This window comes from Flavobacterium sp. CBA20B-1 (genome assembly GCF_028473145.1).
In the GTDB taxonomy this organism is placed as follows: Bacteria; Bacteroidota; Bacteroidia; order Flavobacteriales; family Flavobacteriaceae; genus Flavobacterium.
Genome location: NZ_CP092370.1, coordinates 846562 through 869738, shown reverse-complemented (window position 1 = coordinate 869738; position 23177 = coordinate 846562). Strand labels below are relative to the sequence as shown.

Below are 23177 nucleotides of genomic sequence, written 5' to 3'. Positions count from 1 at the left end.
AAAAGAAGCTGTCCGAAAAGTCGGACAGCTTTTTTTTGTTGTATTTTTTCTCCAAAATAATTATCTTAGAGTTGCACAAAAAACCAACAATGGCTAAGGTAGTTTTTAAAAATCAAACAGGCAATAGTCCTGAACTTTTTCCGATTAATATTTTTGATAAAATCCCTAATAATCACCCTGTTCGATTAATCGAAGAGGTCGTTAACTCGTTGGATATTAGCAATATAATTAAGTTGTACAAAGGAGGTGGTACCTCTGCATATCATCCAAGAATGATGATTAAAGTGTTGTTTTACAGCTATTTGTCAAACGTTTATTCTTGCCGGAAAATAGCTAAAGCACTCACCGAAAACATCTATTTCATGTACATTTCGGGCAACTCTACGCCCGATTTCCGAACCATTAACGACTTTCGAGGGAAAATATTAAAAAATCATATTCAACAACTATTTGCCGAAGTAGTGAAAATGCTGGTTGAAATGGGCTATGTAAGTCTTGATATTCAGTACATTGATGGAACAAAAATCGAAGCCAAATCGAATCGTTATACTTTTGTTTGGAGAGGTTCGATTGAAAAATACAAGGAAAAATTAGAAGTTAAAATCAACACGATTATTTCAGATATCGAAAGTGCTATTCAGTCTGATAATCAAGAAATTAACAAAGAAGAATTACCTAAAAGCATCAATTCGGAAGAACTTCGGGAGAAGCTATCGATCTTGAATAAAAAGCTGAAAGAACCCACTAAAAAACAGGCAAAAGAGCTACAAAAACTTCAGGATGAGCATCTTCCAAAATTAGAAAAATACGAAAAAGACCTAGAAACTTTAGGCGATAGGAATTCTTACAGCAAAACCGACCCTGGCGCTACTTTTATGCGGATGAAGGAAGATCACATGAAAAACGGACAGCTTAAACCGGCTTATAATACGCAGATTTCAACTGAAAATCAGTTTATTACCCACGTTTCCATCCATCAAAAACCGGGGGATACCACGACTTTGGAATCGCATCTCGATGGTTTTGAAAATCTCTATGGAAAACAAAGCAAAGATGTGGTTGCCGATGCAGGTTATGGAAGCGAAGAAAATTACGAAATGCTTGAAAATAAAAGCATTAAAGCCTACGTGAAGTACAATTATTTTCACAAAGAAGCGAAACGGACGATGAAAAATAATCCGTTTTTGGTTCAGAATTTATTCTACAACAAAGAACAAGATTTTTACGTTTGTCCGATGGGGCAACGAATGGAAAATGTTGGCAAAGGAAAACGAATTTCGAGCAACGGACACGAATCGAAAGTGTCTTATTATCAATCAAAAAACTGTAATAATTGTCCGCTTCGAGAGGAATGTTTCAATGCAAAAGGTAATCGCAGAATAGAAGTCAATCACCGTTTGAATGAGCTTAAAGAAAGAGCGAGAAATTTATTAACGAGCGAGAAAGGGCTGGAACATCGCAGTAGACGCCCTATAGAAGTAGAGGCTGTTTTTGGGCAACTCAAGTACAATAATGATTTTAATAGATTTACATTCAAAGGCTTAGAGAAAGTAGAATTAGAATTTCTACTGATGGCTCTTGGACATAATTTTAGAAAAATGGTGGCTGTAGCAGTTGCGGGAAGAAAAACGGTATTCAAACGCCGTATTTTTGGTTCTAAACTTGTCATTTTTGTCGAATTTAGATGCTATCAGCGGTCTTTATTTCAAAAAAAGCAAGAAATTAACTTTAGTGATGATGTTGAAAAGTTAGTAGTATAACAAAGAGGCTATCCTTTTTGGACAGCCTCTTTTTGCATCAATGTATTATCAGATAATACAAGTATTTAAGTAGTTCATATAACAAAATTATTACGAACACTAACAATACAAATCTAACAGTATAAGGTGGAACTTTCGAATGATCTGTTTCTCCATCGCCCCAATACGAAAACCATCGTTTAGGTAAATAGGTGAGCGGTAGAATTATTGCTGGATGTGAAAATGTAAAAGGCACGTTTAGATAATTTAATCTTTAAAATTAATCTCTATCTAACAAATCGGGTCTGCGGTTTTGCGTGTGTTCGTAGGCTTTATCTTCACGCCATTTTTCAATTTCAGGGAAATTTCCACTTAACAAGATATCAGGCACTTTCCATCCGTTGTATTCAGCCGGACGTGTGTAAATGGGCGGAGCCAGTAAATTATCCTGAAAACTGTCGGTTAGGGCAGAGGTTTCGTTTGATAAAACACCGGGTATCAATCTAATAATGGTATCGCACAAAACGGCAGCACCCAATTCACCGCCCGAAAGTACATAATCGCCAATCGATATTTCTCTTGTAATAAAATGATCGCGCACACGTTGGTCAACGCCTTTGTAATGGCCACAAAGAATAATAATGTTTTCAACCATAGATAGGCTGTTGGCAATTTGCTGGTTCAACGTTTCGCCATCGGGTGTCATGTAAATAATTTCATCGTACGTACGTTCGGCTTTCAGTTTGGTAATGCATTTATCAATCGGTTCAATGCTCATCACCATTCCTGCACCGCCGCCAAACTGGTAATCGTCAACATTTTTATGCTTATTGGTACTGTAATCTCGTAAATTATGAAAATGCACTTCTACCAAACCTTTCGCAATGGCTCTTTTTAAAATCGATGCTTCAAACGGACTTTTAATTAATTCGGGTAAAACAGTTATAATATCAATACGCATAAAAAAATATTTGCTGCAAAATTACACAACATTATTTATATGTTTTGTTTTTTAAAAGAAGTATCTTTGCATTGTGAAAAAAATTATTGTACTATTTGCTTTTTTTATGTTGATAAAGCCCATAATTCCGGTAGTGGAATATGTGGTTTTTTACGACTATATTAAAAACGAACTTTGTATCAATAAAGAAAATAAAGCTTTGCAGTGCAATGGTAAATGTCATTTAAAAAAAGAATTGGCAAAAGCAGCAACCACGGAGGAGAAAAGCTCATCACACAGTTTTTCGATAGAAAACATACTTGTTTTTTGTGAAGAATTGCCTTTTCTACAATGGAATCATTTTTTTTCGGATGATTTGTTTCAAAACTATTTTGATCGCAGCAATTTATACCAAAGCACTTTTTATCAATTCCTTTTAAAACCGCCGGCTTCTTTAAGTTAAATATCGATTTAATCACATTTTATTTAACTTATAATATACATTTATACATGCAGATAGGTAATATACCCGTTTGTACTATTGACATGTTTGCTGGCAACGCCCACGATTTTTGGATGGGTTCTGTTGATGATGCACTAAAAAATCCGGTGTTTCGTTTGGCACATCAAGCTCGGTTTTATATGGTGTTTATCAACGAGAATGCCAGTGGAACAATTGCGATTAACAATCAATCGTATGTTTTAAGCGATTTTCAAATTGCCGTTGTAAAACCAAATAGTATCAACCAAATAGATTGTAAAACAACTTCAAATAGCCAAGTAATTTGTTTTACAGAAGCCTTTTTTTCGTTGCGTTATCACGAAAATATGTTGGATCAATTTTCTTTTCTAGAAAATGAAAACGCTGCATTTATCTCGGTTTCTAGTCAATGCTTTTATTCATTAAAAGAGATGGTTGGTCTTGCCGAAAAAGAATTTTTATCAAACAAAAAAGATGCTTTAAAAGCGTTGCGTTCATATCTCAATATCATTTTAATTGAAATCAACCGAAACTACAAACCTTTAAAAGTTTCTATATCTCAAGGTTTTGCCAAAGATAAGGCCTTAAAGTTTCAACAGTTAATAAAAATGCACGCTCATGAAAATGCGTTGCCATCGTTTTATGCCGATAAATTACATATAAGCACTAATTATTTAAACCGAATCAGCAAACAACATTTTGGCGTGTCGGCAGGTGCTTTTATCCGAAATCATATTATTTTAGAATCAAAACGAATTTTACACTTTACTAGTTTAACGGTTAGTGAAATAGCTTTTCAGTTAGGATTTGATCATGTTTCCTATTTCAGTGCCTTTTTTAAAAAGGAAACAGGAGAAACGCCAGAACAATTTAGAAAATCAAAGTAAGTTTTTGGTTTTCAATCCAATTGTTTAGATAATCGTGCCATAATTTGGAATAAAGAGAAACAAAAAGCAACTTTGCAACGTGAAAACAGCTACACTCATATTATCATTATTTATGCTGCTAAAGCCCGTGCTTCCGGTTTTAGAGTATGTGGTGCTGTATGACTATATTAAAAACGAACTTTGTGTAAATAAAGACAAACCCGAGCTAGAATGCAACGGAAAATGCCATCTTAAAAAAGAAATGGCAAAAACTGCTGCAACAGACTCATCAGAAGATAAAAGGCATTCTTTTTCGGTAGAAACATCTGTTGTTTTCTATCAAAACTTATCGGTTTTAGATTTTTTAATTCCTACAGAAATCATTGTACTTCAAAAAAATCTAGCAAACAATCAAGACCAATACCAATTCACTTTTCTTACACATATTTTTAAACCACCTATTTTTCATTTTTAAGATAAAAATACTTGTGTATCAAATACCTTTCTTCTAATTTTTTAGAAGGATATAGCTGTGTGTCAAATCGAATGTTTATTTCCTAAAACACAGCATTAATTCTATAGAAAAAAATATCTCTTAAAAATGAAATCAAAAATGAAAAATAATAAAAAAGCAATCATAGCGTTTTTCGCATCTAGTTTATTTCTAACAGCATGTAACAGCGACGACAGTTCATCAATCATTGAAGAAAACACATTTGGCGATGCCGAGTTGTATTTTGATAATGGTGTGAACGGTGACAAACTTATTTTGGGCAATTCTTACAAAAATTCAAACGGCGAAACATTAACTATTAACCGTTTCAACTATATCATTAGTAATGTGATATTGATCAAGGCAGACGGAACCGAATATGTGTATCCAAAAGCAAAAAGCTATTTTGTGGTGAGCGAAGAAGCCGATTTGCACACAATTAGTTTAGAAAACATTCCAGCAGGCGACTACGTAAAAGTAAAATTTGGTTTGGGGGTTGATAACCAACGTTATTTAGAAGGCGAAACCGCTCAGCAAGAGTTTTGGAACTATGCTGCAAGTCATAACTTAACATGGACATGGAGCACTGGGTATCGTTTTATTAATTTTGAAGGAACATTTACCCCTGCAACTGCTGCAAAACATGAAGATCCAGCGCATGAAGAACCAGGTACTGGAACACCAGGAATGTATAACTTTCAAATTCACCAAGGCAGCAACACCGCTACCGATAATTACCGTGAAATTACGCTAAACTTACCAACCACAGCACGCGTGCGAAAAGGCGACAAACCAAGCATACACATTATAACCGATGCCAATAAAATTGCAGACGGAACCAATAAAATTGTTTTAAAAGACAATTTAAATGCAGCTGGAACCAATGCAAGCATCATGGGCGGTGAAAACCTAATTAAAATTGCAGAAAACACACTGCAAATGTTTACAGTAGATCACGTGCACAACGGCGGTGGTACACAGCATTAATAGTTTTTAGTTGTTAATTTAATGGTAGCTATTCCGGGTTTTTTAAAACAACCCGGAATGCTTCTATATAAACCATTCGTATGTTTTATAGTAAATTTTTCAAGAAAGCAGCTGGTGTTTTGTTGGTTTGTGTTTTTATGTCATGCAGTGCCGATGAGGCGTATGAAGATATTCCGGCAGACAGTTTATTTCCGTTAGAAATTCCGGCTAATTTTCCTTCGATAAAGCAAGATATTTCTAATAATATGCCCACACAAAACGGAGTGGCATTGGGGAGAAAATTGTTTTACGATTCGCGGTTGTCTCGCAACAATACCATTTCGTGTGCTTTTTGTCATGAACAGCAAAGTGCATTTACACATCACGGACACGATTTAAGTCATGGTATCGATAATTTAACCGGCACACGCAATGCACCATCGGTTCAAAACATGATTTTTCAAACCGAATATTTTTACGACGGTGCATCTAACAGTATCCAAATGCTGTCTATTGTTCCTATTCACAATCCGGTGGAGATGGACGAGAATTTTCCTGCCATTATTGAAAAGTTAAAGCAAGATCCAACGTATGTGAAAATGTTTCAATCGGCATTTTCTAATGGCGAAGTAAGCTCTGCAAATATGTTAAACGCCTTGGCACAATTCATGACCATTATGATTTCTGCCGATTCAAAATACGATAAATATGTTCGAAATGAACCGGGTGGAGATTTTACAAACCAAGAATTGCAAGGGTTGGCATTGTTTGAAAACAATTGTGCTTCGTGTCATGCAACCGATGTTTTTACCGATAATTCGTTTAGAAACAACGGTTTGCCGCCCAATCCCAAATTAGATGATTTAGGCAGAGAACTTGTTACGGGATTTCCTGAAGATCGATATAAATTTAAAGTGCCAAGTTTGCGAAACGTAGCCCTAACAGCACCTTATATGCACGATGGGCGTTTTGGATCGTTACAATCGGTGTTGAATTTTTATACCGATGGCGTTCAAAACACACCCAATTTGGATCCATTCATGCAGCAACATCAAAAATTAGGTATTCCGCTCACGGCTGAAGAAAAAGAAGCATTGATTGCCTTTTTAAAAACCTTGACCGATGAAGCGTTTATTACCAATCCACTTTTTTATCACAAAACTTAAACAAATGAAAAAAATAATTGTATTTCTGTTGCTTGTTCACCAAACGGTTTACAGTCAATTTACCGCTAATTTATTCACTGATTCACAGCAATCAAATACCTATTTTTTGGAAGATTGCGATGCTTGTGGCTGCTCTGCGAGCGGAGGTAGTATGGGGTTCAACTCCTTAATTGGCGAAAAATTTGTTGGTGTGCGTTATATGTTTCAAAGCTACAAAAGCAAAGACGGGGTTTTTAATAATTCTCCGTGGATTGATGAGAATTTCAACACAGTTCAACTCTGGGCACGTGTTCCCGTTACCCAAAATACCGAATTGATGGTTTTAGCTCCGTATCATTTTTTAAACCGTGTTAAAACTACTGAAAATCAAAGTCTAAGCGGTGTGGGCGATGTAACCATTATGGGGTTTTATAATGTATTGCAAACCAAGAACGATTCGGCAACCATTCAGCAAAAACTATTAATCGGTGCAGGAGTAAAAGCACCAACAGGAAGTTTTGATAATAAAAACAACGGCAGTATTAATCCTAGTTTTCAGTTAGGAACCGGAAGTTGGGATTACAGTTTGGCAACCGAACACATCATTCGTTTCAAAAAATACGGACTCAACACCAATTTAAGTTACATCTTTAAGACCGAAAATGAAAAAAATTATCAATTTGGAAATCAATTCAATTATGGCACCTCACTTTTCTTCAACACCAATTTTAATGATATAGCTTTTGTGCCGCAATTGGGTGTTGCCGGAGAAACTTATCAAGCCAACAAAGAATTTAGCGAAGAAGTACCAAGAACTGCAGGCGACATATTCTTTGGAAAAATAGGGGTAGAGGTAGGTTACAAAAAAATTTCTGCCGGGGTGAATGCCATGTTGCCAATCAGTCAAAATTTAACAGGAGGTAGGGTAGAAGCAAATTACCGTTTGGCGTTTAATATCAATTATGTGCTGTAATGCAGCTATAATTTTATACCTTTGTAAGTAACAATATTAATTTTTTATGGATAACGGTATATACGCAAAATTCACCACGCCAAAAGGTGAAATAGTAGTAAAATTAACACATGATAAAACGCCGGGTACAGTTGGAAACTTTGTAGCTTTGGCAGAAGGAAACTTAGAAAACACTGCTCGTTCACAAGGAAAACCGTATTACGACGGATTAACTTTTCACCGTGTAATCAGCGATTTTATGATTCAAGGGGGCGATCCAACAGGTACTGGTTCTGGTGGTCCGGGGTATAAGTTTGATGATGAGTTTCATCCGGAATTAAAACACGATAAGCCTGGAATTCTTTCTATGGCAAACGCAGGGCCTGGCACAAACGGTTCGCAGTTTTTCATTACACACATTGCAACGCCTTGGTTGGATAACAACCATACCGTTTTTGGTCATGTGGTTGAAGGACAAGATGTTGTAGATGCGGTGGAACCGGGCGATAAAATGGATAAAGTGGAAATTATTCGTGTGGGCAATGAAGCAGAAAAATGGAATGCAGTGGAAGCTTTCAGAACTTTTGAAGGATCTCGTTTAAAAAGATTGGCAGAAGAAAAAGCAAATGTCGAAGCAGAATTGGATAAAATTGCAGCAGGATTTCAAAAAACAGATAGCGGTTTGCGTTACCAATATATTCAAAGAGGATCAGGTAAACAAGCTGCAAAAGGAAGTAAAGTAGCGGTTCATTACAAAGGACAATTAACCAACGGACAAGTTTTTGATGATTCATACAAACGCAAACAACCAATTGAATTTAATGTAGGCGTTGGTCAAGTAATTGAAGGTTGGGATGAAGGAATTCTTTTGTTAAACGTTGGTGATAAAGCGCGTTTTGTAATTCCATCACATTTAGGATACGGTTCGCGTGGTGCAGGGGGCGTAATTCCACCAAATGCCACATTAATTTTTGATGTGGAGTTGGTTGATGTTAAATAACGCGCCACACCCTAAACAATAATAACTAAAAAGCGAGATTCTAGAAATCTCGCTTTTTGTTTATTTTTTTGGAAGGAGTAGTGCAATTTTTAGAATAAAAAAAAAACCGACTGAATTTTCAATCAATCGGTTGGTGTTTTTAAAAAAATCCTCCTGAGTTTTGCACCTCGTTTTTATCGCGGGCTTTACGTTGTAATGCTCGGTTTTTACCTGAACCAAACATGTATTGAAATCCTACGAATAGCGATTGGCTTTCCCAAGTAAATGTACCTGATTGGCGGTAAGGCGCATCGCTTTCAAACCTTGCTCTCATGTTGTTGAACACATCATTAAAACGCAAACTTACATTGGCTGTGTTTTCCCAGAAGCTGTAACGCACTCCGGCATCTATTTTATACATGGCTTTCATGGTTCCGTTTACACCCACTGCATCGCCACGGTAAAAACCAAACAGCGAAGCACGCAACTGGTTGGTTATCTTGAAGTTGTTGTTTAACCTACTGTTAAAAACACCGTTGTCCACCTCGCGTAATTGCAATTCTCCTTCGTTGGTGTCTGGGTTTAAAACGGTTACCACACCACGCTGTTTTCTGTAATAATATTCCACACTTGGTTGCACATCCCACCATTTAGTGATTTTGTAATTTGCAGAAATTTCTGCACCATAAGCAGTAGATTCATCAAAGTTCCCAAAACTCATAACCATTCTTCGGTCTGCAATTGCATCTTCCGATGAGGTATCTAAATAAAACGTACGTTCAATTGGATCGTTGATCATGCGGTAATACGTTCCTAAAGTAGCACTTCCTTTCACACCAAAAATTTTGGTATAGTTAAACTCTACTGAATTGGTAAACTGCGGACGCAACTCAGGGTTACCTATTTGCACCACGCGCGGAGTGCTGTAATCGCGAACCGGTCTGGTTTGCCAAACATTCGGACGATCTACACGGCGGCTGGCACTAATCTGGAAAAAATCTGTCTGTGTAGGCGTATAGCTTAAAAATGCCGATGGATAAATGGTTAAATAATCATCGTTGAAATTGGCAGCTTCTGCGGCAATTAAATAATTTGCCTCTACATTGTACTTTTCTAAACGCGCCCCAATCTGATACCCCCATTTATCGAATTTCGAACCAAAGGTAGCGTAAGCCGATGCTATATCCATTTTGTATTCAAAATCGGTTTGGTTGCCAATAACATTTGTTGTTCTGTAGGTATTGTCTATTGTTGTGGTACGATATTCTGCACCTAATTCTAACTTTGTTTTTTCACCAATAGGATGCACATAATCTAAGTTGGCTTGCACTGCATCTACTGTATTGTCGCTGTTATCATTGTATTGTGTTGGCGAATTTCCTGCAATTCCGAAATTTCCGCTTTGGTCGTTGTTTGTTTTGTTATAATTGACCTCAAAATCTAAAGTTTGCCCTTGTTTAGCAAATAATTTTTTCCAAGCAGCATTATAGATTTGCGATTCATTTGTACCATTGTATTGATCGGTTTGCAAAAACAATGGATTGTTTGGCGCCGAAATGGTATTTGCTACCGTTCCAATTCCGTCTGCATAGGTTTGATTGGTGTAAACAGAGAACGTGTTTTTATCGTTTGCATAAAAATCAAACCCCACTTTGAAAACATGGGTTTTGTTGTCGTTCACAATATCAAAAATTTGCTGACTGTTATCGTCTAATTGCGTCATTGTGCCCCCATTCAGCGTTTTTTGGTCGGAATAATTGTAATTTCCAAAAAAGTTGATTTTTCCTTTGCGAAAATTCAAATCTAAACCTTGATTGAATTTGGGAACTCTTGCAAAGGTAATGTTTCCGTTATAGCTTCCATTAAAACCGTCCTGCATGTTTTTCTTCAATACAAAATTAATCATACCGCTCATTCCTTCCGGGTTGTATTTTGCAGACGGGTTGGTAATCAACTCAATTTTATCGATTGAATTAGAAGGAATCTGTTTTAACAACGTTTTTGGATCTAAATGCGTAGGTTTTCCATCAATCAAAACACGAACATTTTCATTGCCGCGCATGGAGATATTTCCATCTTGATCCACGTTTACCGAAGGAATATTGTTCATAATATCCGATGCTGTGGCACCTGCGGTAGATAAATCTTTCCCCACACGAATCACTTTTCGGTCAACCAATTGTTCCATGGTGCTGCGTTCTGCGTTTATCACAACGGCATCTAAAACTTCCTCATCTACTTCTAACGAAATCATACCAAGATCAATCGTTTTTTGGGTCGATAAATCAATAGTGTTCTTGTAGGTTTTAAATCCGATATATTCTACCGAAACTTCCACTTGAGAATTTGGAAGATTGGTAATAGTGAACGATCCGTCTTCATCGGTTAAATCGCCCGAAATAATTTGTCCGTTTGCCGAAATAGCTACCGATGCAAAACCCACCGCATTTTTGGTCGATTTTTCGGAAACTTTTCCTTTTACGATTCCGTTACCAGTTGCTGGTTGCTGTGCCCAAGAGCTGACTGAAACAGCCAAAAACAACGACAGGGTTACGTACTTCTTTTTCATTTTTGTCTTTATTTTGTAAGAATTTTTAGCGTTCACCAAAACAGGTTGCGCTTAATTTTATTGTTTGATGAATTAGTGTGCGGTTGATTTAAAATGTTACACCAAAACAAAAAAAAATTCTGCACTGTGTTTTAGTAAATTAAAACCAGCCGAAAAGTTTTATCTTTGCACCTTAATTAAAAAATTTAAAACAATGTCTTTACAAGAAATTTTAACGCCGTACATTAAGCAAGCAGTTCAACAATTGTTCGATTTAACGATCGACCGAGTGGAATTTCAGGCTACGCGCAGGGATTTTGAAGGAGACGTTACCATGGTGGTTTTTCCTTTGGTGAAACAATTGAAAGGCAATCCTGCAGAAATAGGAAACAAAATAGGCGAGTACCTTGTAGAAAATGTTGATTTGGTAACAAAATTCAATGTTGTTCACGGGTTTTTAAATATTGTAATTAGCGACAGTTATTACAGCCAGTTTTTTAATGCTATTTTAGATAATAAAACCTACGGATACCAACCAACCAACGCCAATGCAAAAGCGGTAATGGTAGAATATGCGTCGCCAAACACCAACAAACCCTTGCATTTAGGGCATGTTCGTAATGTTTTGTTAGGATATTCTATAGCCGAAATTTTAAAAGCAGCCGGTAAAAAAGTATATAAAACACAGGTTATCAACGATCGTGGAATTCATATCTGTAAATCAATGTTGGCTTGGGAAAAATTCGGAAATAACGAAACACCAGAATCTACAGGTTTAAAAGGCGATAAGCTGGTTGGAAATTATTATGTAGAATTTGACAAAGCGTATAAAAACGAAATCAATCAATTAATAGAAAAAGGCTTAACGGAAGACGAAGCCAAAAAACAGGCGCCGCTTATTTTAGAAGCTCAGGAAATGCTTCGTAAATGGGAAGCAGGCGATGAGCAGGTTGTGGCACTTTGGGAGAAAATGAACCAATGGGTTTACGATGGTTTCGAAGCGACTTATAAAAATATCGGTGTAGATTTCGACTGTAATTATTACGAAAGCAATACCTATTTGTTGGGGAAAGATGTGGTGGAAGAAGGTTTGGCAAAAGGAATTTTCTATAAAAAAGAAGATCATTCGGTTTGGATTGATTTAACTGCTGAAGGTTTAGATGAGAAATTAGTGTTGCGTTCCGACGGAACTTCGGTTTATATGACCCAAGATATCGGAACAGCCATTCAGCGTGTAAAAGATTTTCCTGATGTTGGCGGAATGGTTTACACTGTTGGAAACGAGCAAGATTACCACTTTAAAGTATTGTTCCTGATCCTTAAAAAATTAGGGTACGATTGGGCAGAACATCTGTATCATTTATCGTACGGAATGGTTGATTTACCTTCGGGGAAAATGAAATCGCGTGAAGGAACCGTTGTTGATGCCGATGATTTAATGAACGATATGACCGTGACTGCCAAAGAAATTTCAGAAGAATTAGGTAAGTTAGAAGGTTTATCGAACACAGAAAAAGAAAGTTTGTACCAAACCATTGGTTTAGGTGCGTTGAAATATTACATTTTAAAAGTAGATCCTAAAAAACGAATTTTGTTCGATCCTAAAGAATCGGTAGATTTTGCAGGAAACACAGGTCCGTTTATTCAATATACCTACGCACGTATTCAGTCGATTCTTCGCAAAGCCGATTTTGATTACAGTTTGGTCATACTGAACGATAGCGAAGTAGCTCTTCACGAAAAAGAAAAAGAATTAATTAAAATAATAGCTCAGTTTCCCGAAGTGATTCAGCAAGCAGCCAAAACATACAGTCCGGCATTAATTGCAAATTACACCTACGATTTGGTTAAAGAATACAACTCGTTTTATCAGTCGGTTTCTATTTTAGGAGAATCAAATCACGATAAAAAAGTATTCCGTGTGCAATTATCCAACAAAGTAGGGCAAACCATTAAAAACGCCTTTGCTTTATTGGGAATTCACGTTCCGAATAGAATGTAAAAAATACGAAAACGCCTCTTTTAAAAGGGGCGTTTTTTGTTGTTTTTTTGTTGAATTTTCTTTTTTTAGTATATTTCGAAATAATATTCTTTCTTATTAATTACTTCATTATTATTTTTCCTAAATAGAGATCTTTTAGAGATAAATTATTGTTTTTTTATAATCACTAAAAATTATCGCTTATATAGTTTTAATTCTGTTTTATATTGATCTTTTGGTTCTTCTAAAATAAATAATTCAAGTTCATTTTTGTCATTGAAGCCATTAATTTTTTGTCTGTAAAGAACAGATGTTTTAGGATTCTCAATTTCAATTTTTCGATTCTTACTTATTGCTAAAAATTCTTCTTCTTGGTCAATTCCTAAATATCGTCTATTTGCCAAGTTAGCGGCTATTCCTGTTGTTGAACTTCCAGCAAACGGGTCTAAAATCCAAGCATTTGGCTTTGTTGAAGCCAAAATAAGTCTTGTTAAGACTGACAAAGGCTTTTGTGTTGGATGTTTTCCGCACGATTTTTCCCAAGGTGCAATTGCTGGCAATTTCCATACATCTTTCATCTGTTTGTCGCCGTTGAGTTTTTTCATTAATTCATAATTGAAATAATGAGGAACTTTTTCACTTTTTCTTGCCCAAATAATTTGTTCAGTCGAATAGGTAAAATATCTACATGAAAAATTTGGCGGTGGATTTGACTTTTCCCAAGTGATTACATTCAAAATTTTAAAACCCAATTCATTTAGAATTTGTCCAACCGAAAAAATGTTGTGCATTGTTCCGCTAATCCAAATTGTGGCATCGTCTTTCATTTTGTCACGAACTAATGAAAGCCATTTTCGATTGAAGTCGTTTATATATTCAAATCCTTCAGATTTGTCCCACTTTCCTTTGTTTACGCTTACAATTTTTCCGCTTTGTATTGAAAGTCCATTGTTTGATAAAAAATAGGGTGGATCTGCAAAGATCATATCAAACTTGTGGTCAAATTGAGGTAAAAGATCCATTGTATCTCCGTGAAGAAGATAAAATATTAATCTTCTATTTCAATATCTTCAAATAATTCTCCTGAATAGAACTTTTCAACTATATCAAGTGTCATTTTCTTTGTTATTTTTGAATATTGAAAATTATTTAAATATTCACTATTAACAGAAACTTGAGAACTTCCGGCATCTAATGCGATTACATTTGCATTAATTTCTGAAATACCAACTTTTATTAATTCTTGTTGTAAAATTACTCTTGGATCTTCCATTGTTATGTAAAATTAATCAATTAGTGTTTTTAACCTTTGTAATTTAAGAAAAATATGGTCATTAGGTTCATCTAATTCTTCAAAATGCTTTTTTTCTTCTCGATATAAATAACCAATAATTTCTTTTGTTAAATTAGCTTTTTCCTCCATTAATTCAAATGGGATGATTTCTCTTTTTTTAAAATCATCATAATCCAAAACTATTTCTTCTGAATTGTACATTCCAGTAACTTTCTCTATTGCTTCTTCAATGTTTTGTGCTTTAATATCAATAGTTCTTGATAATAATTCTTGAATTTCAACTTTAAATGTTTCCATAGTTTACTTTTTTATAATTTCCACGTCCCACAAACTCAATAATTCCTTTATCTCTTAAAAGTTGAAGTTGTTGTCTGATTTTGTCTTTGATAAAATTATTATTTGGATATTTGATTTTTAGCTTTTGCTCAAATTTGTAGATTTCATCAAGAGTAAAAGTTTCTTTTTTAATCAAATCAACACAATTCATAACATCTAAAATCCAACCTTTTGCATCTTTACTTTTTGTTCTTAAAAATAATGTTTTGTTGAAAGTTTCTTTTACAAATTCTTGATTAATTGTTTTTGCATTTTTAATCAAAAAGACTTTTCCAGCATCTGCTACTTTTGATATGTCAATATTACAACCAATCCAACCTGCTCTTCTCGCTGTTTCTGCTAATGGTGGTCGTTTGATAATTATTTCAGATGTAAAAAACTGCTTAGGAATGATTAGAAAATCATTTACAGTCCAATTTTTCGTATAAGTTAAAAAGAAAAAATTTGGATTATTATCTGAATTAATTCTTTCAATCATTGTAGAATAGGCTCCATCCGTTATTGTGTTTGATAGTTTACCACTTTTGCTTTTTAATTCAAATTCTTCACTACATTTTTTGCAATAAAAATCTGCAACTGGACGATTGTTTTCAAATTCATTCAATGGAATTTCGCCACAACTTGGACAATACGAATTATTCAAAACCCAATTTTCAGTTAGAAGTCTTGCTATTTGAGAATTACTCGTATATCCGTGAGCTAAATTTGTATTAAACGCTAAATTCATTTTATGCAGCCAATTGCGTTAGGGATTGTAGTGGAAATCCTTTTTGTGAGGAACGAACAAAAAGATTGGAACGGAAAGCCCGACCGAAGGGAACGCCCAAATAAAATTTTTCAGGATAAGCGTTAATGTTCCTTTTCGCATTTACTCTGGAAATCGAAAAATCTGAATATAAATCGTCAAAGAAATTATCATTTGCGTTTTTTCCTTTTACATCTGAATTACTTAAAATCCAAGTATGGTTTAATGCATCTAATTTTGTGCAAAACTCTTTTAAGCGAATTTGTTCGTTATCGTTAAACTCATCTTTTGCGTATGAATTAAAACTTGAAGTTTCGCTCAATGGCTTGTATGGTGGATCAAAATAAAATAATGATTTTTCACAAGTATAATTAAGAGTTTGTTCAAAATCTCCACATAAAATTTCTACTTTTTGTAATGCATTACTAACGGCTAAAATGTTTTCTCTATCACAAATTGTTGGTTTTTTATAACCGCCCATCGGAACATTATATTCATTCTTGCGATTTACTCTGTAAAGTCCATTAAAGCAAGTACGATTTAGAAATATAAACAAAGCGGCTTGTCCGCTTTGTTCTTCTTTTCTCAAATTGTACAACTCTCTTTTTTGGTAGTAATAGAGTTTTTTATTGTCTTCGTTTCCTTCTAAATTGTGGAATTCATTTTGTAGAATTTCAAGAATTGAAATCAATTCTTTTGGATTTGAAGCAATGGTTTTGTATGTATTTATTAAATCTTCATTGATGTCGTTTATTACAGCTTTTTCAAGTTTTGGAAAGTTGTTTAGCATCCAAAAAAGAACTGCACCGCTACCAACAAACGGCTCGATGTATGTGAAGTTTTCTTTTGTTATTTTTGTCGGTAAAGCTTTTTCAATGTCATTTATTAGCTGTGTTTTCCCACCTGCCCACTTTAAAAAAGGTTTTGCTATTTTTATATCTGTCATTGTAATTTAATTCAGTTAAGCGCTTATACGCCTCAAATTTACAATTTAATTTTTTTTAAGAATATAGTTTAGACTTTAATTTTAAGGCATTTGGCTGATAATAGTCCTAAATAATATATTTTACGAATCTTTGGGTTTTAAAAGACAAGATATTACATTAAAAATAATGCTATAAAACTAAAATTGATTATCTAGTTTTCATTCTCATTTGTTTTTTGCTTCATAGATAAAAAAATAGTAACTGAAACAAAATCTTGATACATCTTTTACTTTATTGTATATTTGCACTTTAGTTATAATACCAAAAAGTATGTTTGATAATTTAAGCGATAAATTAGACAAAGCCTTTCATATATTAAAAGGTCACGGAAAAATCACCGAAGTTAACGTTGCCGAGACTTTAAAAGAAGTGCGTCGTGCGTTGCTTGATGCCGATGTGAACTTTAAAATTGCCAAAGAGTTTACCAACAGAGTAAAAGAAAAAGCTATTGGTCAAGATGTTTTAACTACGTTGCAACCAGGTCAATTAATGGTTAAAATCGTTAAAGACGAATTAATCGAATTAATGGGTGGCGATGCTGTTGGGGTCAATCTTTCGGGCACGCCGAGCGTTATTTTAATGTCGGGTTTACAAGGTTCGGGTAAAACCACTTTCTCGGGCAAATTAGCAAACTATTTAAAAAACAAGAAAACCAAGAAACCTTTATTGGTTGCGTGTGATATTTACCGTCCGGCTGCTATTAATCAGTTGCATGTGGTGGGCGATCAAATTGGTGTGGAGGTTTATTCTGAACCAGAAAACAAAAATGCAGTTTCTATTGCAACAAACGCAATTGATTATGCAAAGAAAAACGGTTTTAACGTAGTAATTGTCGATACTGCTGGTCGTTTAGCCATTGATGAAGAAATGATGAACGAAATTGCAAACGTGCATGCGGCTATCAAACCACACGAAACCTTGTTTGTGGTAGATTCTATGACAGGGCAAGATGCTGTGAATACGGCAAAAGCCTTCAATGATCGTTTGAATTTCGATGGGGTAGTGCTTACCAAATTAGACGGTGATACGCGTGGGGGAGCTGCTATTTCTATTAAATCGATTGTAAATAAACCCATAAAATTTATTGGTACGGGCGAAAAAATGGACGCGATAGATGTGTTCTATCCAGACCGTATGGCAGACCGTATTTTAGGAATGGGCGATGTGATTTCGTTAGTAGAACGTGCACAAGCACAATACGACGAAGAAGAAGCTAGAAAAATTCAAAAGAAAATTGCTAAAAATGAATTTGGTTTCGATGATTTCTTAAGTCAAATCCAACAAGTAAAAAAAATGGGTTCGATGAAAGATTTAATGGGAATGATTCCAGGTGTGGGAAAAGCTTTAAAAGATGTAGAAATTGAAGACGATGCTTTTAAACATATCGAAGCAATTATCCATTCCATGACACCGATTGAGCGCAAAAGACCATCGCTTCTAGATGCCAAACGCAAACAACGAATTGCAAAAGGTTCTGGAACCGATATTCAGCAAGTAAACCAATTGTTGAAACAGTTTGAGCAAATGAGCAAAATGATGAAAATGATGCAAGGTGCTCAAGGCAAAAATTTAATGCGCATGATGGGGCAAATGAAAGGCATGGGCATGAAATAATGTGCACCCAAAAACTAAAAATCAGATTCATTGATATAAAATAAACCTGCAAGACGCATCTTGTAGGTTTTTAAATTCATACAATAACTACAAACAACAACACAACATGCAATTATTAGACGGTAAAAAAGTATCGGAAGAAATTAAAAACGAAATTGCAGCCGAAGTAGATCAAATGAAGCAACGTGGAGAAAAAGTGCCTCACTTAGCAGCTGTTTTGGTGGGAAGCAATGGGGCAAGTTTAACCTATGTGGGCAGCAAAGTAAAAACCTGCGAAAAAATTGGTTTTGATTCTACTTTGGTTTCGTTGCCCGAAGAAACAACTGAGGAAGAGCTATTGGCAAAAATCAACGAATTAAATGCCAATGATGCTATCGACGGGTTTATTGTTCAACTGCCTTTACCCAAACACATCGATGAACAAAAGGTTTTAAACGCGGTTGATCCCGATAAAGATGTAGATGGTTTCCACCCTGAAAATTTTGGTAGAATGGCATTGGAGTTAGAATCTTTTATACCAGCAACACCTTTTGGAATTTTACAATTGTTAGAACGCAATAAAATCGAAACTAAAGGTAAAAATGTGGTGGTGATTGGTCGATCTAATATCGTTGGTAAACCAATGAGTTTGTTAATGAGCCGCAAAGCGTATCCGGGAAATGCTACCGTTACTTTAACACACTCTGCAACACAAAACATAGAGGAGATTACACGTGAAGCGGATATTGTGATTACTGCTTTAGGAGTTCCTGAGTTTTTAAAAGCAGAAATGATTAAAGAAGGTGCTGTGATTGTTGATGTTGGAATTACCCGCGTTGCCGATGAAACCAATCCAAAAGGATACGTAATTAAAGGCGATGTAGCTTTTAACGAAGTTGCCGAAAAAGCTTCATGGATAACGCCTGTTCCAGGTGGCGTTGGCCCAATGACCATTGCGATGTTAATGAAAAACACGCTGATTGCAAGAGCGCGCAGAGCAAAGAAAAATAAGTAAATCATAAAAACCATCTTTTTTAAAAGTGGTTTTTTTATTTAAAGAATATTTTATCTTTATTGAAATATAATACTTTTTAAATGAGAAACTGTTTTTTTAATAATAGTCATTCTTTTGATAAATATCGGTTGTAATCGCTCTGAAAAGAATGTTTCAAATGATTATGTATTTAAAGACAACTCCTACAAACTTGAAAAGACTGGTGAAGTATTATAGGATAAATTTTGTCTAGATTGTCATGGTTCTAAAGGAGCTAACGATAATTTTCTAGCGGGAAATATTCAAAACGAAAAAGATTCAATAAACTTTTTATTATGACTTGATTTGGTGTTTTTTTTAATAATCTTTAAAAGCTCATAAACAGCACGTTGATTGTTGTAATCTATAATCAAAAAATCATCAGTAGAAAATTTAATGGTGTCTTTTGCAAAGCTGACTCTGTATCTTGTTTCTTCACCGTATTGGTAACTTAAAGTATCTTTATTTTTACGGAATTCGGTGTTTATTTTTTTAATTTCAGAAGCAAAGATCTTTCCAAACAATACCTTAGCATGATTGAAATCAGAGTCATTCAAATGAATATATTCAAAATCCACAGAAGGGTTTAGGGTTTCAAAGGCACAAGCACAATCTTCTGGAATAATGGTCATTTGTGTTAAATCGCTAAATGAAATAGATTTACTTTTAAAATCAAGTGTTATAGATGCTGGAATATGCTGTTGAATTGCTAAAATATCTATTTTTACAAAATCTAAACTCGTTGTATCTTCTTTAGGCACACAGCTTATGAATAGGAGCAGTGTAAGCAATTTAAAAAACTTCATCTCTATTTTTTGTTAAAGATAAAAAAAAACGACTTCTTTATCGGAAGTCGTTTGGAGTGATTATGCTTTTATAGTTTCCACCTCTTTGTTGATTTTATTGATTAAACCCATTAGCACTTTTCCTGGACCTACTTCGGTAAAAGATGTAGCACCATCGGCAATCATTTGTTGCACCGATTGCGTCCAACGAACAGGTGCAGTAAGCTGTGTGATTAAGTTTTTCTTGATTGCTGCTGCATCTGAAACGGCACTAGCAGTTACGTTTTGATACACCGGACAGATAGGCGTGTGAAAAGTAGTGGCTTCAATAGCTGCGGCTAATTCCTCACGAGCAGGCTCCATCATTGGTGAGTGAAATGCACCGCCAACCGGTAAAATCAATGCACGTTTTGCACCGGCTTCTTTCATTTTTTCACAAGCTAATTCAACCGCTTTTGCTTCGCCCGAAATAACCAACTGTCCTGGGCAATTGTAATTAGCTGCTACCACAACACCGTCAATAGAAGCGCAAATGTCTTCAACTACTTTGTCGTCTAAATTTAAAACGGCAGCCATTGTTGATGGTGTCATTTCGCAAGCTTTTTGCATAGCCATAGCACGTTTTGATACCAATTGCAAGGCATCTTCAAACGAAAGTGTTCCGTTTGCAACCAAGGCAGAAAATTCTCCTAAAGAATGCCCAGCAACCATCTCTGGTTTGAAATCGATTAAAGTTTTTGCTAAAATCACTGAATGTAAAAACACCGCTGGTTGTGTTACTTTGGTTTGCTTTAATTCTTCTTCGGTACCGTTAAACATAATTTCAGTTATATTAAACCCTAAAATTTCATTGGCCTTATCAAATAATTCTTTTGCTATTTCAGAAGATTCATATAAATCTTTTCCCATTCCTACAAATTGAGCTCCTTGCCCTGGAAATACGTATGCTTTCATTTTTAATTAGTTTGTTGGTACAAAAATAGCAAATTTACCCATAAAAAAAAGCCCGTTTTTTAAACGGACTTTTTCAAGAGTTTTTTGCTTTTATTATTGCAACAATACTTTCGCACGGTTGTCTTCTATTTTTGCATTTTGATACATAGCGCTAAACACCATGTTTTCTGCCATTTGGCGGTTGTTTGTACCTACTTTTTGTTTATAGGTTAAGTAGTTTGGCAAATCGGTAGCTTTTGTAATGTTTTTTGTTTTAATCATATAAACACCGTTGCGGCCATCGATTAATGGAGAAGTTTCGTTTGGTTTTCTTCCTAAAGCATTCCCCACAACCAAAGGTTCTTGGAAACCGTTTACCATTGGGTTTGCGCCTGTAACATCAATCGCATTTACCACACCCACTTTTGCATTTTTAGCAACTTCTTCTAACGTTTTACCGTTCATTTTTTCACGGATGATTGCTGCTTTTTTCTCGTTGATTAAGATTGGTTCTACCATTTGGCGTGCATCTTCAGCCAACATTAATTCGGTATCATTGATAGATGCCACTTTAATGATTAAAAAGCCATCTGCAGAATCAAATTTCTTAATATCACCCACGCTGGAGTTTTTGCTCGATGCCCAACGAACAGCTTCTGTTTGCGCTCCTTCAACGCCTGTTAATTGATCGTCAAAAGCATCTATTTTTGTAGCTGGGAAAGATACCAAACCTTGCTCAGTTGCTTCTTTAGCAAAGTCTTTTCCGTTTTGCACGCTTTCTAAGAACTTATTTGCTTGTGCATAAATAGCATCTTGTGTTTTGTTTGACGATTCAATTTTCTTAGCAATAGTTGCCAATTGTACGCCTTCTTTTTCGTTGATTTTATCAACTTTTAAAACATGGTAACCAAAGTCAGATTCTACAATCCCCAATTTCCCTACTGGATTATTAAAGATGTATTGGTCAAAGGTTGGAACCATTTGTCCTTTTTGAATATTTGGATATTTTCCACCTGTAGCTTTTGAGCCTGAATCGTTAGTGTTTTCTGAAGCCAATGCAGCAAAATCAGCACCGCCTTGTGCTTGTTTCAGCAATGCTTCTGCTTTTGCTTTTGCTTCGTCTTTTGTTAAAGTAACCGTTGCGTCGGCTCTTTGAGCACCTTTATATGCTATTAAAATATGCGATGCATCAACTGTTTCAGCTGTGTTTTTCTTTGCTACTACTTTAGAAACTGCATAGTAATCATTAAACACATAAGGTCCGTATATGGTACCAACTGGCGTGTTGAAGATTTTTTCAGCATGTTCCACCGGCAATTGTTCTTTTGCATAATAAGTAGAATCAAAAGGCACATCTGAATTTTGGTTTACAAAAGCTTTCACATCTGTTGCTTTTGCAAATCCAGAAATGGTATCATTTTTATTGGTATTTTTATTAAACACCACAGACGGCTTCAATAAATCTTCAATGATTTGTTTTGAAGCAGCTTCATCTTCTTTAGATGGTTTGTTGGCAATAAAAACATATTCTACTTTGCGCGACGGTGTAGCTTTGAATTGTTTTGGATATTTTTTAATGTATGCTTCAATCTCCGCATCCGTAACTTTAACTTGCTCGTCGTTTACAGAAGTGTAAGGAAGTGTTACATAGTCAAAAGAAACTTTTGTAGCCTCATTTTTATAAGCCATTTTAGCTTCTGCAGTAGTAGTTACAATTGCACCTTTAATCATGTTTAAGTACATTTGTTCTTTTGCAAAAATGCCCAATTGTTTTTCGTAATCTAACCAAGCGTTCCATTGTTGAGCGCCTGCTGCTTTCATTTGAGCCAAAAAGCTGTTGAATTTGTTCATATCGAATTGACCAGCTTCATTTAAAAACTGAGGGTTTTGCGAAAAACTTGGGTGTGTTTTAATTACATTGATCAATTGATCTTTGCCCAAACGCAATCCTGCTTGTTCTAATTGCTCGGTAAACAAAATGGTGCGCACTTCGTTGGTCCAAACTTGGTTGTATAATTGTGCGCCTTTTCCTTGACCATTTTTTTCAAGGTTTGCAACCTTATTACTATATTCCATTGCAGAAATATCAACTCCGTTAACTTCTCCCACATTGCGAGAATTAAAGCTTAATCCACCTGTTAATAAATCTCCAGCAACGAATGCTAGTAAACAAAATCCGATTACGCCAATAAGCAAACCTGATCTTTCTCTAATTTTCTGTAAAACTGCCATTTTTATGAATGTGTAATTTTTTCAATGAGCGAAAATACAATTATCTGTCTAATAAAAAAAGAGAATAAAAAAAAATGCACTTTTTTTAGTGCATTATTCTATTTTTGATTGTAAAATCGTTGTAATTCGGGTGTTTGTCGGTAAAAAAAA

The 23177-nt window shown here is 35.2% G+C and carries 21 protein-coding genes and 1 pseudogene; 11 read left to right on the top strand and 11 right to left on the bottom strand.

Annotated elements, in window-relative coordinates:
* Positions 1–89: 89 nt before the first annotated feature.
* Positions 90–1601 (top strand): annotated as a pseudogene (locus tag MG290_RS04355) (IS1182 family transposase); the annotation flags it as partial.
* Positions 1602–1797: 196 nt separating this feature from the next.
* On the opposite strand, the gene MG290_RS04350 reads toward MG290_RS04355, so the two are convergent.
* Both MG290_RS04350 and trmD read right to left on the bottom strand, forming a co-directional pair.
* On the bottom strand, positions 1798–1995 hold the full coding sequence (locus tag MG290_RS04350; protein ID WP_264562677.1) for a DUF4184 family protein: 198 nt from the start codon (positions 1993–1995) through the stop codon (positions 1798–1800).
* 24 nt (positions 1996–2019) lie between these two features.
* Positions 2020–2700 carry a tRNA (guanosine(37)-N1)-methyltransferase TrmD gene (gene trmD / locus MG290_RS04345; protein ID WP_264562676.1) on the bottom strand — a complete coding sequence of 227 codons (681 nt, stop codon included), beginning with the start codon at positions 2698–2700 and terminating at the stop codon, positions 2020–2022.
* 73 nt (positions 2701–2773) lie between these two features.
* Between trmD and MG290_RS04340 the strand changes: the two genes are divergently transcribed.
* From MG290_RS04340 to MG290_RS04310, 7 genes are all read left to right on the top strand, one after another.
* Positions 2774–3142: a hypothetical protein gene (locus tag MG290_RS04340; protein ID WP_264562675.1), complete on the top strand. Its 369-nt coding sequence runs from the start codon at positions 2774–2776 to the stop codon at positions 3140–3142.
* Positions 3143–3189: 47 nt separating this feature from the next.
* Positions 3190–4047 carry a helix-turn-helix domain-containing protein gene (locus tag MG290_RS04335; protein ID WP_264562674.1) on the top strand — a complete coding sequence of 286 codons (858 nt, stop codon included), beginning with the start codon at positions 3190–3192 and terminating at the stop codon, positions 4045–4047.
* Positions 4048–4159: 112 nt separating this feature from the next.
* Entirely contained in the window at positions 4160–4501 is a 342-nt protein-coding gene (locus tag MG290_RS04330) for a hypothetical protein (protein ID WP_413614620.1), read from the top strand.
* Between the two features lie 138 nt (positions 4502–4639).
* A complete protein-coding gene (locus MG290_RS04325) occupies positions 4640–5506 on the top strand; it encodes an MbnP family protein (RefSeq protein ID WP_264562672.1) in 867 nt (288 codons plus the stop codon).
* A gap of 80 nt (positions 5507–5586) precedes the next feature.
* Positions 5587–6651: a cytochrome-c peroxidase gene (locus tag MG290_RS04320; protein WP_264562671.1), complete on the top strand. Its 1065-nt coding sequence runs from the start codon at positions 5587–5589 to the stop codon at positions 6649–6651.
* 4 nt (positions 6652–6655) lie between these two features.
* On the top strand, positions 6656–7603 hold the full coding sequence (locus MG290_RS04315; RefSeq protein WP_264562670.1) for a transporter: 948 nt from the start codon (positions 6656–6658) through the stop codon (positions 7601–7603).
* A gap of 46 nt (positions 7604–7649) precedes the next feature.
* On the top strand, positions 7650–8582 hold the full coding sequence (locus MG290_RS04310) for a peptidylprolyl isomerase (protein ID WP_264562669.1): 933 nt from the start codon (positions 7650–7652) through the stop codon (positions 8580–8582).
* A gap of 139 nt (positions 8583–8721) precedes the next feature.
* On the opposite strand, the gene MG290_RS04305 is transcribed toward MG290_RS04310, so the two are convergent.
* Positions 8722–11130, bottom strand: coding sequence for an outer membrane beta-barrel protein (locus MG290_RS04305; protein WP_264562668.1), 2409 nt, complete (start codon positions 11128–11130; stop codon positions 8722–8724).
* Positions 11131–11323: 193 nt separating this feature from the next.
* Here MG290_RS04305 and argS point away from each other — a divergent pair, with 193 nt between their 5' ends.
* Positions 11324–13111, top strand: a complete 1788-nt coding sequence (gene argS / locus MG290_RS04300; RefSeq protein WP_264562667.1) for an arginine--tRNA ligase — start codon at positions 11324–11326, stop codon at positions 13109–13111.
* A gap of 173 nt (positions 13112–13284) precedes the next feature.
* Here the strand turns inward: argS and MG290_RS04295 are convergent, their stop codons facing one another.
* Genes MG290_RS04295 through MG290_RS04275 form a run of 5 tightly spaced genes read right to left on the bottom strand, consistent with a single transcriptional unit; the run spans position 13285 to position 16411 of the window.
* Positions 13285–14112 (bottom strand): DNA-methyltransferase, encoded by an 828-nt coding sequence (locus MG290_RS04295; RefSeq protein ID WP_264562666.1) that lies wholly within the window; start codon positions 14110–14112, stop codon positions 13285–13287.
* Positions 14113–14138: 26 nt separating this feature from the next.
* Positions 14139–14363, bottom strand: coding sequence for a hypothetical protein (locus MG290_RS04290; protein ID WP_264562665.1), 225 nt, complete (start codon positions 14361–14363; stop codon positions 14139–14141).
* A gap of 12 nt (positions 14364–14375) precedes the next feature.
* Positions 14376–14681, bottom strand: coding sequence for a DpnD/PcfM family protein (locus MG290_RS04285; RefSeq protein ID WP_264562664.1), 306 nt, complete (start codon positions 14679–14681; stop codon positions 14376–14378).
* A complete protein-coding gene (locus MG290_RS04280) occupies positions 14668–15447 on the bottom strand; it encodes a DpnI domain-containing protein (RefSeq protein ID WP_264562663.1) in 780 nt (259 codons plus the stop codon). Before MG290_RS04280 ends, MG290_RS04285 begins: the two co-directional genes overlap by 14 nt.
* Before the next feature lies 1 nt (position 15448).
* Positions 15449–16411 (bottom strand): DNA adenine methylase, encoded by a 963-nt coding sequence (locus MG290_RS04275; RefSeq protein ID WP_264562662.1) that lies wholly within the window; start codon positions 16409–16411, stop codon positions 15449–15451.
* Between the two features lie 310 nt (positions 16412–16721).
* Here MG290_RS04275 and ffh point away from each other — a divergent pair, with 310 nt between their 5' ends.
* Both ffh and MG290_RS04265 read left to right on the top strand, forming a co-directional pair.
* Positions 16722–18065, top strand: coding sequence for a signal recognition particle protein (ffh, locus tag MG290_RS04270; RefSeq protein ID WP_264562661.1), 1344 nt, complete (start codon positions 16722–16724; stop codon positions 18063–18065).
* Positions 18066–18171: 106 nt separating this feature from the next.
* Positions 18172–19059 carry a bifunctional 5,10-methylenetetrahydrofolate dehydrogenase/5,10-methenyltetrahydrofolate cyclohydrolase gene (locus MG290_RS04265; RefSeq protein WP_264562660.1) on the top strand — a complete coding sequence of 296 codons (888 nt, stop codon included), beginning with the start codon at positions 18172–18174 and terminating at the stop codon, positions 19057–19059.
* A 281-nt stretch (positions 19060–19340) separates the two neighbouring features.
* Here MG290_RS04265 and MG290_RS04260 read toward each other — a convergent pair whose 3' ends face one another.
* The 3 genes from MG290_RS04260 to MG290_RS04250 all read right to left on the bottom strand — a co-directional run bounded on the left by MG290_RS04260 (position 19341) and on the right by MG290_RS04250 (position 23027).
* Complete coding sequence (locus MG290_RS04260; RefSeq protein WP_264562659.1) at positions 19341–19838, bottom strand: hypothetical protein; 498 nt, start codon at positions 19836–19838, stop codon at positions 19341–19343.
* Between the two features lie 105 nt (positions 19839–19943).
* Positions 19944–20816, bottom strand: a complete 873-nt coding sequence (fabD, locus tag MG290_RS04255) for an ACP S-malonyltransferase (RefSeq protein ID WP_264562658.1) — start codon at positions 20814–20816, stop codon at positions 19944–19946.
* Positions 20817–20909: 93 nt separating this feature from the next.
* Positions 20910–23027, bottom strand: coding sequence for a peptidylprolyl isomerase (locus tag MG290_RS04250; RefSeq protein ID WP_264562657.1), 2118 nt, complete (start codon positions 23025–23027; stop codon positions 20910–20912).
* Between the last annotated feature and the right edge of the window lie 150 nt (positions 23028–23177).

What these genes read in the sequence shown, in the direction of transcription:
- MG290_RS04250 (WP_264562657.1), bottom strand. Translation starts at nt 23,027, where the DNA reads ATGGCAGTTTTACAGAAAATTAGAGAAAGATCAGGTTTGCTTATTGGC.
- MG290_RS04320 (WP_264562671.1), top strand. Translation starts at nt 5,587, where the DNA reads ATGTTTTATAGTAAATTTTTCAAGAAAGCAGCTGGTGTTTTGTTGGTT.
- MG290_RS04290 (WP_264562665.1), bottom strand. Translation starts at nt 14,363, where the DNA reads ATGGAAGATCCAAGAGTAATTTTACAACAAGAATTAATAAAAGTTGGT.
- trmD (WP_264562676.1), bottom strand. Translation starts at nt 2,700, where the DNA reads ATGCGTATTGATATTATAACTGTTTTACCCGAATTAATTAAAAGTCCG.
- MG290_RS04315 (WP_264562670.1), top strand. Translation starts at nt 6,656, where the DNA reads ATGAAAAAAATAATTGTATTTCTGTTGCTTGTTCACCAAACGGTTTAC.
- argS (WP_264562667.1), top strand. Translation starts at nt 11,324, where the DNA reads ATGTCTTTACAAGAAATTTTAACGCCGTACATTAAGCAAGCAGTTCAA.
- fabD (WP_264562658.1), bottom strand. Translation starts at nt 20,816, where the DNA reads ATGAAAGCATACGTATTTCCAGGGCAAGGAGCTCAATTTGTAGGAATG.
- MG290_RS04325 (WP_264562672.1), top strand. Translation starts at nt 4,640, where the DNA reads ATGAAAAATAATAAAAAAGCAATCATAGCGTTTTTCGCATCTAGTTTA.
- MG290_RS04330 (WP_413614620.1), top strand. Translation starts at nt 4,160, where the DNA reads ATGCTGCTAAAGCCCGTGCTTCCGGTTTTAGAGTATGTGGTGCTGTAT.
- MG290_RS04280 (WP_264562663.1), bottom strand. Translation starts at nt 15,447, where the DNA reads ATGAATTTAGCGTTTAATACAAATTTAGCTCACGGATATACGAGTAAT.
- MG290_RS04305 (WP_264562668.1), bottom strand. Translation starts at nt 11,130, where the DNA reads ATGAAAAAGAAGTACGTAACCCTGTCGTTGTTTTTGGCTGTTTCAGTC.
- MG290_RS04265 (WP_264562660.1), top strand. Translation starts at nt 18,172, where the DNA reads ATGCAATTATTAGACGGTAAAAAAGTATCGGAAGAAATTAAAAACGAA.
- MG290_RS04275 (WP_264562662.1), bottom strand. Translation starts at nt 16,411, where the DNA reads ATGACAGATATAAAAATAGCAAAACCTTTTTTAAAGTGGGCAGGTGGG.
- ffh (WP_264562661.1), top strand. Translation starts at nt 16,722, where the DNA reads ATGTTTGATAATTTAAGCGATAAATTAGACAAAGCCTTTCATATATTA.
- MG290_RS04335 (WP_264562674.1), top strand. Translation starts at nt 3,190, where the DNA reads ATGCAGATAGGTAATATACCCGTTTGTACTATTGACATGTTTGCTGGC.
- MG290_RS04310 (WP_264562669.1), top strand. Translation starts at nt 7,650, where the DNA reads ATGGATAACGGTATATACGCAAAATTCACCACGCCAAAAGGTGAAATA.
- MG290_RS04285 (WP_264562664.1), bottom strand. Translation starts at nt 14,681, where the DNA reads ATGGAAACATTTAAAGTTGAAATTCAAGAATTATTATCAAGAACTATT.
- MG290_RS04295 (WP_264562666.1), bottom strand. Translation starts at nt 14,112, where the DNA reads ATGGATCTTTTACCTCAATTTGACCACAAGTTTGATATGATCTTTGCA.